Below are 12,065 nucleotides of genomic sequence, written 5' to 3'. Positions count from 1 at the left end.
CGGGGTCGGTCGGTACCCGGGCCGGCCCGTGCCGGGGTCGGTCGGTACAAGGGTCGGTCGGTACCCGGGCCGGCCCGTGCCGGGGTCGGTCGGTACAGGGGTCGGTCGGCACCTGGGGCCGGTCCGTTCCGGGGTCGGTCGGCGCCCGGGGCCCAGTCGGCGCCCCGGGGCCAGTCGGTGCCCGGTCGGTGCGCCGCAACCCATCGGTGCGTGGGATCCCTCGGCGCGCCGCAACCATCGGTGCGCGGGACCCGTCGGCGCGCCGCAACCATCGGTGCGCGGGACCCGTCAGCGCGGGACCGCGACCATCGGTGCGCCGCGACCATCGTGCGCCGCGACCATCGGTGCGCCGCGACCATCGTGCGCCGCGACCATCGGTGCGCCGCGACCATCGGCGCACCGTGACCATCGGCGCGCTGCCGGTGCGCCGTGGCCGCCGGCGGCGGCCACCCGCTTGCCCGGCGGCGGCGTGATCAGGCCGGGACGGCAGCCGCGCGGCGTGTGCCACGTGCGCCTTCTGGGTCCGTACTTATGAAATTGGTCCGAATTACGGCGTAACCCGGTGCAGGTCGCGCGGGAACGCCGTCGCCTCGCGGACGTTTGCGGCGCCGGTCAGGCGGGCGACGAAGCGTTCCAGGCCGATCGCGAAACCTCCGTGCGGGGGCATGCCGTAGCGGAATCCGTCGAGGTATCCCGCGAGCTTCTCCGGTTCCGGCGCTACCGCCAGATAGTCCTCGTAGCAGTGCAGTCGCTGCCCGCCCGTCACCAGCTCGAGCCCGCGGAACAGCAGGTCGAAGCTGTTGCTCCAGCGGGGGTCGGTCGGCTGCGGGTGTGTGTAGAACGGGCGTTTCGCCATCGGGTAGCCGGTGACGAAGACGAAGTCGGAGCCGTGTTCGCGGGCTGCCCACTCCCCCAGCGCGCGTTCGTGGGCCGGGGCCAGGTCGGGTTCGTCCGGCGGGGCACCGACGAGGCGCAGGGCGTCGGCGAAGTGCACGGAGGGGATCTCGGCCGGTACTTCCGGCACGGCGAGTCCGGTCCGTTCCGCCACGGTCTGGGTCATTCCGGCGATCACCGTGGTCAGCACCGCCATCACGTCGCGGTGGTCGGCGATGAAGCCCAGTTCGGCGTCGAGCGAGGTGTACTGGGCCAGGTGGCGTGCCGTGTCGTGCGGTTCGGCGCGGAAGACCGGGCCGACCTCGTAGACCCGTTCGAAGACGCCGACCATCAGCTGCTTGTAGAACTGGGGCGACTGGGCCAGGTAGGCGGGCCGGCCGAAGTAGTCGAGCGTGAACACGTTCGCGCCCGACTCGGTCGCCGCGCCGACGATCTTCGGGGTGTGGATCTCGATGAAGCGCTGCCGGTCCAGCGTCTCCCGGAAGCCCGCCGTGGCCGCGGCCGCCGCGCGCAGGGCGATCGCCCGCGATGGGTGGCGCAGCGCCAGGGCGGCGTGGTCCAGCTGCGTGGCCATGGTCGCGCTCAGTGCGGGGCGATGCAGGTCAAATGGCAACGGTACGGCCACAGCACCGCTCAACCGGCGTACCGACGGCGCGGTGAGCTCGACCCCGCCCGGCGCCGCCGCGTTCGCGGTGACCGTGGCGGTGACCTCGACGACGGTCTCCTCGGGCAGGTCCTCGAGCTGGGCCCGCAGGGTCGGCTCGGTGACCACGACCTGGCTGAGTCCGGCGGCGTCCCGGACGATCAGGAATGCGACCGACTTGAGCAGCCGGCGGCGGTGCACCCAGCCGGCGATGGTGACGGTCCGCTTCTCGTGGGCGGCCAGTTCGGTGGAGAGGATGCGTTGCATGGCGGTGACCTCCTCTGGTGTCTGCAACGCGGCCCCAGGGAGGTGTGGGCGAGCGGGATCCTCGCGGTGCCACCACACCTTCGCGCCCGGCGGACCGGGCGCCTCTTTGTCTTGCCGTGGGCTCGGGAGTGTCTTCGCGCTCCGGCGCCGGGCCACCTTTTCAGCTGCCGGTGGCTCTCTTTACGCCGGCGGTGTCGGAGCGCTACTCGGTTCCGTCATAGCCGTGAGCGGCAGGTTAACAGCAGGGGTGGCTGCGGCGCCCGGGATTATCGTGAGGGCGCTCACAGATTCGACTACGTGAGCCTCGTCGCCCCTGCTCCGGTTGATCTTGCATTCGGCGTAATCTCAGGACGTGACTATTGCTCCCGACGGCCGCCGCATGCTGCGCATCGAGGCACGCAACGCCGAGACTCCCATCGAGCGGAAGCCGCCGTGGATCAAGGTCAAGGCCAAGATGGGCCCGGAATACACGCACATGCGCGGGCTGGTCCAGAAGGAGGGCCTGCACACGGTCTGCCAGGAGGCCGGCTGCCCCAACATTTACGAATGTTGGGAAGATCGCGAGGCCACCTTCCTGATCGGCGGTGACCAGTGCACCCGGCGGTGTGACTTCTGCCAGATCGACACCGGCAAGCCCGCCGAGTTCGACGCCGACGAGCCGCGCCGGGTGGGCGAGTCCGTCGCCACCATGGGCCTCAAGTACGCGACGGTCACCGGCGTGGCCCGCGACGACCTGCCCGACGGCGGCGCGTGGCTCTATGCCGAGACGGTCCGCCAGATCCACAAGCTTCAGCCGGGCTGCGGCGTGGAGCTGCTGATCCCCGACTTCAACGCCGAGCCGGAGCAGCTCGCCGAGGTCTTCGGCGCGGCGCCCGAGGTGCTGGCCCACAACGTCGAGACGGTCCCGCGCATCTTCAAGCGCATCCGGCCGGGTTTCCGCTACGAGCGCTCGCTGGACGTCATCACCCAGGCCCGCGCGGCCGGGCTGGTCACCAAGTCCAACCTGATCCTCGGCATGGGCGAGGAGCGGGCCGAGGTCTCGCAGGCCCTGCGCGACCTGCATGCCGCCGGCTGCGAGCTGATCACCATCACGCAGTACCTGCGACCCACCCCGCGCCACCACCCGGTGGAGCGCTGGGTGAAGCCCGAGGAGTTCGTCGAGCTGCGCGAGGAGGCCGAGCAGATCGGCTACGCCGGCGTGATGTCCGGGCCGTTGGTCCGCTCGTCGTACCGGGCCGGTCGCCTCTACCGGCAGGCGCTCGAGGCCCGCGGCTGACGGACAGGCTCCGGCCCTTACACTTTCGGGTATGGCAAAACCCCAGGAGAAGGTGTCGTTCCGCGAGCGCCTGAAGCAGATCGGCCAGGTTTTCGCGTTCACGGCACGCCAGGACAAGTGGTTCGTCGCGCTGCTCGCCGGCGCGGTGCTGATTCCCTTGGCGCTCACCGTGCTGGCGTTCGTCCTGTGGGGTTGGATCTGGATCCCGATCGGCATCATGGTGACCCTGCTCGCCGCCCTGATCGTGCTGAACCTGCGCTCCAACACGGCCATGATGAACGCGGCGGAGGGCCAGCCCGGCGCCGCCGCCTCGATCATGGAGAACATGCGCGGTGACTGGCGGGTCCGCCCGGCGGCCAGCTCCACCACCCAGTTCGACATGATCCACATCGTGATCGGCCGCCCCGGCGTGATCCTCCTCGGCGAGGGCCAGCCCCAGCGCGTCCGCTCCCTGCTCGGCCAGGAGAAGCGCCGCCTCTCCAAGGTCATCGGCAGCGCGCCCATGTACGACTACGTGATCGGCAGCCAGGAGGGCGAGCTCTCCATCCGCAAGCTGCGCACGACGATGATGAAGCTCCCCCGCAACCTCACCGGCAAGGACGTCAACGCCCTGGACAAGCGCCTGGGCGCGCTGATGGCCCGACCCCAGATGCCGAAGGGCGCCATCCCGAAGAACATGCGTCCGGGCGGCAAGGGAATGCGCCAGCAGCGCCCGCGCTGACCGGATGCGGGAATACCTTTCGCTGGAACCGCTGACCACCCGGATCCAGACCCATCGGCGTTACAGCGAGTTCCCGGACGACGTCGAAGGCGCTGTCCTGCGGGCGCTGCCACGCTCCGTGGAGACAGATCTGCTCGATGTCGGCTGCGGCACGGGGGCTTTTCTCCGTACGTTGACGCGGCGAGGCCACCGGGGCCGACTCGCGGGCCTGGACACGTCGCCGGCGGCCGCGCACGCACTCCGCGAGGTCGCGGGTGTGACAGCGGTGCTCGGCAGCGTGATGGGCGCGCCGTTCGGCTCGGCGTCGTTCGACGTCGTCACCGCGCGGCACATGCTCTACCACGTTCCTGACGTGCGGATGGGCCTGGCCGAATGCCGGCGGATCCTCCGGCCACGGGGAACCTTCGCGGCCGTAGTCAACCATCCGGACGTGACACCACGCGTGTCGGAGCTCGTCGCCGGCGTGGTGTCGGCGGCGGGGGTCGCCGTGCCGGTCGTGCCCAATGCGCGGGTTCACAGCGGCAACCTTCCCGAGATGATCGCGTCGGTGTTCGGGGCGGTGGACGTGCATCGTTACGACAATGCGCTCGTCTTCGATCGCCCGGGGCCGGTCGTCGCGTTCGCGGTGGCTCAGCTGTCGTTCTATGGGGTGGAGCCCGAATCGGGGCTGCGGCCGGAGCTGACGCGCGCCATCGAGAAGAGGGTCCACGCCTGGTTCGCCTCCACCGACGGGCCCTGGCGCGACCCCAAGGGCTATGTGGTCTGCGGCAGCACGGTCATTTGAGGCACGCTTCCGAAAGGAACAGAAGGTCAGGCCACCGCGATCCGATGGGACGACCTGTCGTGGAGGGTGTCGCCGGGAAACAGCACGGCCACCGGCTCGGCGTCGGCCGGCACGGACCAGACTTTGATGACGCGCATCCGTCAGAACACCTTGCCCGCCGCCGGCTTGGCATCGATGCGTTCCGGCGGTACGTCGTCCGAGGACCAGTCGCCGCTGGTGTACTCCGGGTTGTCGGCGGCGTTCTTCAGCACGGCCAGTCCGCACCGGACGCCGGTGACGGTCACCTGCCAGTCGACCGGTGCCGTCCCGTCGCTGAAGGTCTCCTGGTACGCAAACGGCTTGCCGAGTTCCTGAGCGGACATCGCCGGAGCGCTGGACTCCGCGACGCCGATCTCGCCCGGGTCGATACCCACCCCGTCGGCAACCGGTGGATTGCGCGGCGTGGCGCAGCCGGCCGCCGCCGTCAGGAATGCCACGAGTGTGATGCCGATCGTCCCTTTCCTCCACATGGCTGGTTCAACGCGCGCGAACGGCCTGGGTAACCGGCTCGTGCGCCCGCCGGGCCAGCTCGACGGTCGAGCGTCGCAGCCCCGCCAGGTCGAGTCCGACGAGGCGTCCGTCGCGCTTGACCACCCTCCCGTCGACCAGGACGGTGTGGACGTCGGCCGGGCCGAGCGTGGTCACCACCGCCCCGGCGAGGTCGCCCGTGTCGAGCAGGTGGGTGAGGCCGCCGAGCAGAATGAGGTCTGCGCGCTTACCGGGGGTGACCGTTCCGACGATGTCGCCGACGCCGGCTGCGTTCGCGCTGTCGATGGTCGCGGCGGCCAGGATGGCGCCGGCCGGGTGCGTTGTGCCGTTGTGGGCGCGGTGCGAGCGGAGGGTGTCGCGCATCGGCTCGAACAGGTCGGGTGGTGCGTTGACGACGACGTCGGTGCCGAGGCCGGCCCGGCCGCCCGCGTCGGCGAACCGGCTGAAGGACGAGGCGCCGTGGCCCATGGTGGCCTCGACGACCGGGGTGACGATGACGCCGACGCCGCGATCGACCAGCAGCTTGGCGTCCTCGCCGGTCAGGGCGTTGAGGTGTACGAGTTGCAGGTGCGGGCCGAGCAGCCCGGCCTCGTCCATCCGGCGCAGTGGCGAGGCCGGGCCGCCGCCGGCGTGCATGGAGGCGACGAGGCCGAGCTCTCGGGCGAGCTCGATCTGCCGCACGGCGTCGTCCCATGGGCCGTATTCGGTGCCGAGGATCGCGAGTGCGCCGGTGACGCGGCCGCGGAGCCCGGCGAGCCGGCGCACGTCCCGCTCGTCGTCGGGGTTGCCGTGCGCCACGACGGCGCGGACGCCGGCGGTGGCGTAGGCGTCGAGCACGGCGTCGGTGTGCTCCGGCGTGCGGGTCGCGTTGCTCCAGTCGAAGATGGTGGTGATGCCCGCGTCGAGGGCCTCGGCCGCGCCGAGCAGCGTCGCCAGGTGGGCGTCGTGCGGGCTGTACGCGGGCAGGGCCCGGCCGAGCACGGTGACCAGATAGTCCGGCAGCGTCATGTCGGCGCCGATGCCGCGCAGCGGCGCCTGCCAGACGTGGCGGTGCCCGTCGACGAGACCGGGCGCCACCACCAACCCGTCGGCGTCGATGACCTCGGCCGCGTCCGTGGCCGGGAACGCGCCGACCGCGATGATCTCGCCGCCGTCGACGAGGACGTCCGCGCGGTCGCCCGACAGCAGGTGACCACCCTTGATCAAGAGATCCATTTCGCCTCCAAAAGCTTTTTATAAAGCTATCCTGAAAGCTTTATGTACGCAAGTATCATGTGTTCGTGGCCAAGGACGTGGTGGACGAGATCGCTGACGCGTGGAGCAGAGAGCTGCCCGGCGCGGTGGGCATGGAGCTGGAGTTGAGCAAGCGGGCCGCCCGGCTGGCCACCCTGCTCAACGCGCCGGTGGAGGCGGAGCTGGCGCGACTCGGCTTGACCAAGGCGGAGTACGACATCCTCGCGGTGCTCCGGGCGAGCGGAACGCCCTACCGCCTGCGGCCGTCGACGCTCACCCAGCGACTCCTGCTGACCTCGGGCGGCACGAGCAACGTGCTCCGCCGCCTCGCCGCCGCCGACCTGATCGAGCGTGACCCCGACCCCGCCGACGCCCGCAGTTCGTGGGTACGCCTCTCGACACGCGGCGTGAAGGTGGCCGAGGAGGCGGTGCGCGCGGCAAGCGCCGCGCAGGCCACCGCACTGCGAGACGTCGCGCCGGGTACGGCCCGTGCCGCCATCGACGCCCTGCGCGAGGTGCTGATGGCCCTGGGAGACACCGCCAGGTAGCCGATCGAAAACTTGACGTTCCTCGGGGAACCGATGCCGACGGCGTCTCGTCCCAGTCCCATGATCGTGAAGTTTTCCCTGGTAGCCGCCCTCAGCGTGGGGTTCCTGAGCGGCTGCGGTTCCGCACCTTCGGTGTCGCAGACTTCCCCGTCGAGCGCGGCCTCGACCGGCGCCACGGTGGCCGCGTACTTCAATCCGCCCCAGCCCCATCCGGGCCCGGCGTGGAGTCGTGCGGGCCGCCAGGTCGGTCCCGAGGAAGTCAGTACCAGCGCCGGGTCCGATCATTGCGGGTGGCAGACCGCAACGTTCTTGGGGGTGGGCAGCAGCCACCCTGGCTTCGCTGTGGAAAGGCGGGTCTTCTTCCGGGATCCGGGTGGCGTTCTTCCTCGATCGCCGGGCAAGCTGGTGATCGGTGCCAGCCTGCCCGAAGACGCGCGCGACACCGGCTACCGCCTCGGCGATCTCCAGCTATGGCTGGCATCGTCGGATCCCACCGGGGCCTACCTCCGAGTGGAGACGGACATCGAACGGTGGCCGCGCTCCGGCCCAGCCCACGCCTGTGACTAGATAAAGCGGCGGCCACCTCGGCTGAGAACCGAACGGGTCAGACGTTGTGGTTTGCTCCGGCACTTGCGCCCCGGCTGGGCGTGATGATCTTGAACTTGTGTCAGCAGAGCGCAAGCCGTTGGAGGGCTGAATCGGCATCCCGTCGCGCAAGCTTCGCTCGGCCGGGTCTGGTTGCCTCCGGTGTGCGATGGGCCGCGGTCGGACGGCTGGGCATCCCAGAGCCGCCGAGGGTTCGGGGCGCGTAGCCCCGGCCGCCGGAGGCCATCTCCGGGTCGTAGGGCCGGAGGCCCTACCCGCCGGAGGCGTCAATCTCATGCCGACCGCCGCCAGCGTCGTGCACTACAGTCGCAGCGTGCCGTCACTCGTCACCCCTGCCCTACCTCTTGGCACGATGGCCGCGCTGACGCAGCCCGAGATCATCGCGAACGGGATAACGCTCCGACCCTGGCGAGCGTCTGACCTTCCGGTCGTGATGGCGGCATTCGCCGATCCGGCCATTCAGCGGTGGCATTGCCGATCGATGACCGACCAAGAAGCCAGCGACTGGATTCACTCTTGGCAGGTGCGTTGGCGCGATGAGACAGATGCGGCTTGGGCTGTGCTGGACACGGGCACGGTCGTCGGGCAGATCGGCCTACGCCGTGTCGACCTCGCCGAGGGCCTGGCTTCGGTGTCCTACTGGGTGCTGGCAAACGCGCGTGGCCGTCGCGTCGCTCCCCGAGCATTGGACGCGCTGACCGCTTGGTCCTTCGGAACGCTGGGCCTGCACCGTCTCGCGCTGAGCCATTCGACGGCGAATGTGGCGTCCTGCCGGGTAGCGCAACGCGCCGAATTCGCCGCCGAGGGCACGAAGCGCGGCGAAGGCCGTCACGCCGACGGCTGGCACGACATGCACCTGCACGCCCGCCTACGCACAGACGTCTGATCGGAGCCGAAGCCCGGTTCTGCCGCATGTCGATGGCGCTGGGCTTCGGCGTGCCTGTCGGTGCCGCGTCGTCCGCTGCCGGGTCGCGCCGGGAGCGAAGCGGCGAGGCACGACCGGCCGGCTGAGCAGCCACGCGCGGCCCGGAGGGCCGCCTTGAACCTCGCGCCCTGCTGGTTGTGCAACCGATCTTGCAATAGCCGGCGCGCTGATAGGAACCGCCGCCCGCTCTTCCAGTCTTGAACTTGATGATCGTCTAGTGTCACGCATCCTCTGGGACAGATCTGTAACGCATCAACTGGAGTCCGACAGCAGGCGTTGACCAATTGTCGGGTCTCATGACCCGGGCGACAGATTTGGTATCAGTACCTGGGCGACACTCCGCCGAGTGTTGGTGGAGATAAGTGTGGTGGAGCAGCGCTGTCAGGCGTCCTTGAGGTGCGGGCCGGGTCGTCGGTCACGGACGTTTGGCTACTCCGTGACAGCGTGATAGTCCGTACGGTGTCCGGGTGATCAAGATCGCCCCCCTCGCCCTGCTGTTCTCGGCCGTCCTCTTCGCCGGTTGCACGTCCGCACCGGACGTCCCCCAGGCCGCCCGAAGTGGAAAGAATGTGCGGATCGAGCGGATGGAGCACCTCGGTGTGGTCGAGGAGGCCTACTGGCACACCGAGCAGACCAAGGACCTCACCGCCGGTGACGACCCGGTCGCTCCCTGGGTGCAGGGCGTGGCCCGGATGTCGAAGACGGAGTTCGACCGGCTGTTCGACGCCAGGGAGTGGCGGCCGGTCAGCACCGAGCCGATCATCCCGGTCGACCTCAAGGGCAAGCTCGACACCGGTGACTCCTGGTTCCTGGGCGAACTCGAGGACGGCGTCTACTACCTGGAGACCGACACCCGGTTCGTGCTGTTCATGGTCTGGCCGTAGGTCGCCGCTGCGGGCGGGCCACGCCGACAGGAAGTCTCTGACCAATTGTCCCGTCATGGCTGATGCTTGACACTTGTGTCCCACCTGACGGCTTTACATGATCAGTCGGTGTGCCTGTCGCGCTCGCTGATCAGTCGGTACGCCCCCACGATGCCGCAGAGAAGCAGCGGCCACGTCCACGGCAAGCACAGCACTCCACCCGCGCCGTCCCATGGGCTGTCCCAGGAAGCGCCGGGCGAGTAATCCGCTGCGATCATGAACGAACGTACGGCCAGCGCCACCAACACCACGGCCAGAAGAAGCGATCCGTAGACGACCGATAGCGGCCCGCGCAAGCCGGCTGCACCGACTGCCGCAAACATCAACACGACCGCGGCGGCGGCATACCCTCCGCCGGAGATCAGGTAGTCACCACGACTCAAGCTGAGATTCAGGAACCAGAGAGATCCGTAGCCGACGGCCACGCCGTTGACAGCGGTACAGCTGATCAGCACCCACCACGTGACGAGGCCGCGTCGACCACGCAGCCACCTCAGCCACCATCCTCGCTCGGCCATCATGGGAACCGTATCGATCATCGGTCCTGCCGTCCGGAGATCGCGTTCATCGCCATCAACACCTTGGACCGGAGATTTCAGGTCTCGAACCAAGATCTGCCGTCAAGCATCAGCTGGGACTAGACAAGGAGGCAAGGCACGGTCCGGTGGGTGTGCCCGATCCGGCTGTCGTTTGGTAAGGCCGCCGAGATGCAGCGCCGGGGTGTCGTGCACTTCCACGCCATCATCCACCTGGACGGCTACGACCCGGACGACCCGGACCGCCCCCGCCGGTGCTGGACGCCGCCGACCTCAAGGCCGCCGTTGACCATGCCGCCCGCGACGGTCGGGTTCACCACCGACCCGCACCCGGCCGAGCGGGGTGGCTGGGACATCGGCTGGGGCGCCCGGGTCCTCACCAAGCTGGTCACCGTCGCCGCCGAAGGACAGGTGACCGACGCCCAAGTCGCCGCGTACCTGGCCAAGTACGCCACCAAGTCGACCGAGGTCACCGGGCACGGGGGCGAGCGTCAAGACGGTGCAGCTGGCGCTCGGAGACTCCACACCGACGATCACCCTCAACGAGTGCGTGCAGGGGTGGCCGGACGTGCTGGACCCGGGCGCTGGTTGACGGTGCTCTCGGGAAGCCGGAAACGGCGGCCACACCGGCTGGGAGCCGGGCATGACCGCCGTTCCGTACGTGGTGCCCAATCTGTGCCCGATCCAGATCAGCAAGCGCTACCGCTGGTCAGGGCACTGAAATGGGTCAGACGTTGTAGTACATCTCGAACTCGTGCGGGGTCGGCCGCAGGCGGACCGGGTCGATCTCGTTGGCCCGCTTCCAGTCGATCCACGTCGAGATCAGGTCGTCGGTGAAGACACCGCCGGCCGTCAGGAACTCGTGGTCGTTCTCCAGGCTGTTGAGGACCGCGTCGAGGGAGCCCGGGACCTGCTTGACGTTGCCCCACTCCTCCGGGGGCAGGTCGTAGAGGTCCTTGTCGATCGGGGCCGGCGGCTCGATCTTGTTCTTGATGCCGTCCAGGCCGGCCATCATCTGGGCCGAGAAGGACAGGTACGGGTTCGACGACGGGTCCGGCACGCGGAACTCGACGCGCTTGGCCTTCGGGTTGCTGCCGGTCACCGGGATGCGGGTGCAGGCGGAGCGGTTGCGCTGCGAGTAGACCAGGTTGACCGGGGCCTCGTAGCCGGGCACCAGGCGCCGGTACGAGTTGACGGTCGGGTTGGTGAACGCGAGCAGCGACGGCGCGTGGTGCAGCAGGCCGCCGATGTACCAGCGGGCCGTGTCGGACAGGCCCGCGTAGCCGGTCTCGTCGTAGAACAGCGGCTCGCCACCCAGCCAGAGGCTCTGGTGGGTGTGCATGCCGGAGCCGTTGTCGCCGAAGAGCGGCTTCGGCATGAAGGTGACGGTCTTGCCGTGCTCCCAGGCGGTGTTCTTGATGATGTACTTGAACATCTGCATCTGGTCGCCGGCGTGCAGCAGCGTCGAGAACTTGTAGTTGATCTCGGCCTGACCGGCGGTGCCGACCTCGTGGTGCGAGCGCTCCACGGTGAAGCCGACGTCGATCAGGCGGCGCACCATGGCGTCGCGCAGGTCGGAGTAGTGGTCGACCGGCGCCACCGGGAAGTAGCCGCCCTTGTACGCGGTCTTGTAGCCGAGGTTGCCGCCCTCTTCGACGCGGCCGGAGTTCCAGGCGCCTTCGATCGAGTCGATGTGGTAGTAGGACTCGTGGGCCGACGTGGAGTGGCGGATCGAGTCGAAGATGTAGAACTCGGCCTCGGCACCGAAGTACGCCGTGTCGGCGATGCCGCTGGACGCGAGGTAGGTCTCGGCCTTCTTCGCCACGTTGCGCGGGTCACGCGAGTAGGGCTCGCGGGTGAACGGGTCGTGGATGAAGAAGTTCAGCGCCAGGGTCTTCTGGATGCGGAACGGGTCGATGAAGGCCGTCGTCACGTCCGGCAGCAGCATCATGTCGGATTCGTGGATGGCCTGGAACCCGCGGATCGAGGACCCGTCGAAGGCGAGGCCGTCGGTGACGACGCTATCGTCGAACGACTCCACCGGCATGTTGAAGTGCTGCATCACGCCGGGGAGGTCACAGAACCGTACGTCGACGAACTTGACGTCCTCGTCCTTGAGGTATCGCAGGAGTTCCTCGGGATTGGCGAACACTCGTCCTCCTGGCACAGATTTTCGAACCG

General features: G+C 69.0%; 13 protein-coding genes. 8 read left to right on the top strand and 5 right to left on the bottom strand.

The features are described from left to right. Positions 1-547: 547 nt before the first annotated feature. Positions 548-1,804 (bottom strand): aspartate--tRNA(Asn) ligase, encoded by a 1,257-nt coding sequence (aspS, locus tag AB0M36_RS21035; RefSeq protein WP_364159926.1) that lies wholly within the window; start codon positions 1,802-1,804, stop codon positions 548-550. Between the two features lie 379 nt (positions 1,805-2,183). Here aspS and lipA point away from each other — a divergent pair, with 379 nt between their 5' ends. The 3 genes from lipA to AB0M36_RS21020 are packed head-to-tail and all read left to right on the top strand — an operon-like array spanning position 2,184 to position 4,585. Continuing rightward, positions 2,184-3,080 (top strand): lipoyl synthase, encoded by an 897-nt coding sequence (gene lipA / locus AB0M36_RS21030; protein ID WP_364160399.1) that lies wholly within the window; start codon positions 2,184-2,186, stop codon positions 3,078-3,080. Between the two features lie 31 nt (positions 3,081-3,111). After that, the gene (locus tag AB0M36_RS21025) at positions 3,112-3,801 is read left to right on the top strand and encodes a DUF4191 domain-containing protein (protein WP_364159924.1); all 690 of its coding nucleotides are present in this window, start codon (positions 3,112-3,114) and stop codon (positions 3,799-3,801) included. Positions 3,802-3,805: 4 nt separating this feature from the next. Further along, positions 3,806-4,585, top strand: coding sequence for a class I SAM-dependent methyltransferase (locus AB0M36_RS21020; RefSeq protein ID WP_364159923.1), 780 nt, complete (start codon positions 3,806-3,808; stop codon positions 4,583-4,585). A 140-nt stretch (positions 4,586-4,725) separates the two neighbouring features. Here the strand turns inward: AB0M36_RS21020 and AB0M36_RS21015 are convergent, their stop codons facing one another. Further along, a complete protein-coding gene (locus tag AB0M36_RS21015; protein ID WP_364159921.1) occupies positions 4,726-5,061 on the bottom strand; it encodes a hypothetical protein in 336 nt (111 codons plus the stop codon). A gap of 40 nt (positions 5,062-5,101) precedes the next feature. Further along, the gene (locus AB0M36_RS21010) at positions 5,102-6,328 is read right to left on the bottom strand and encodes an amidohydrolase family protein (protein ID WP_364159919.1); all 1,227 of its coding nucleotides are present in this window, start codon (positions 6,326-6,328) and stop codon (positions 5,102-5,104) included. Positions 6,329-6,393: 65 nt separating this feature from the next. On the opposite strand from AB0M36_RS21010, the gene AB0M36_RS21005 reads away from it, so the two are divergent. The 4 genes from AB0M36_RS21005 to AB0M36_RS20990 all read left to right on the top strand — a co-directional run bounded on the left by AB0M36_RS21005 (position 6,394) and on the right by AB0M36_RS20990 (position 9,309). Further along, the gene (locus tag AB0M36_RS21005) at positions 6,394-6,894 is read left to right on the top strand and encodes a MarR family transcriptional regulator (RefSeq protein ID WP_364159917.1); all 501 of its coding nucleotides are present in this window, start codon (positions 6,394-6,396) and stop codon (positions 6,892-6,894) included. 60 nt (positions 6,895-6,954) lie between these two features. Further along, positions 6,955-7,461 (top strand): hypothetical protein, encoded by a 507-nt coding sequence (locus AB0M36_RS21000; protein WP_364159915.1) that lies wholly within the window; start codon positions 6,955-6,957, stop codon positions 7,459-7,461. Between the two features lie 352 nt (positions 7,462-7,813). Further along, positions 7,814-8,386, top strand: a complete 573-nt coding sequence (locus AB0M36_RS20995; protein WP_364159913.1) for a GNAT family N-acetyltransferase — start codon at positions 7,814-7,816, stop codon at positions 8,384-8,386. Positions 8,387-8,892: 506 nt separating this feature from the next. Further along, a complete protein-coding gene (locus tag AB0M36_RS20990) occupies positions 8,893-9,309 on the top strand; it encodes a hypothetical protein (protein WP_364159911.1) in 417 nt (138 codons plus the stop codon). 101 nt (positions 9,310-9,410) lie between these two features. Here AB0M36_RS20990 and AB0M36_RS20985 read toward each other — a convergent pair whose 3' ends face one another. After that, complete coding sequence (locus AB0M36_RS20985; protein ID WP_364159909.1) at positions 9,411-9,887, bottom strand: hypothetical protein; 477 nt, start codon at positions 9,885-9,887, stop codon at positions 9,411-9,413. A gap of 168 nt (positions 9,888-10,055) precedes the next feature. Between AB0M36_RS20985 and AB0M36_RS20980 the strand changes: the two genes are divergently transcribed. Further along, the gene (locus AB0M36_RS20980; protein WP_364160397.1) at positions 10,056-10,721 is read left to right on the top strand and encodes a replication initiator; all 666 of its coding nucleotides are present in this window, start codon (positions 10,056-10,058) and stop codon (positions 10,719-10,721) included. Here the strand turns inward: AB0M36_RS20980 and glnA are convergent. Beyond that, positions 10,612-12,036, bottom strand: coding sequence for a type I glutamate--ammonia ligase (gene glnA, locus AB0M36_RS20975; RefSeq protein WP_364159907.1), 1,425 nt, complete (start codon positions 12,034-12,036; stop codon positions 10,612-10,614). The genes AB0M36_RS20980 and glnA overlap by 110 nt on opposite strands. Positions 12,037-12,065: the final 29 nt, after the last annotated feature.

Source organism: Actinoplanes sp. NPDC051346, from assembly GCF_040682215.1.
Classification (GTDB): domain Bacteria; phylum Actinomycetota; class Actinomycetes; order Mycobacteriales; family Micromonosporaceae; genus Actinoplanes.
Note: the sequence above shows the minus strand (reverse complement) of the source record. Positions and strands in the feature narration are given on the sequence as shown.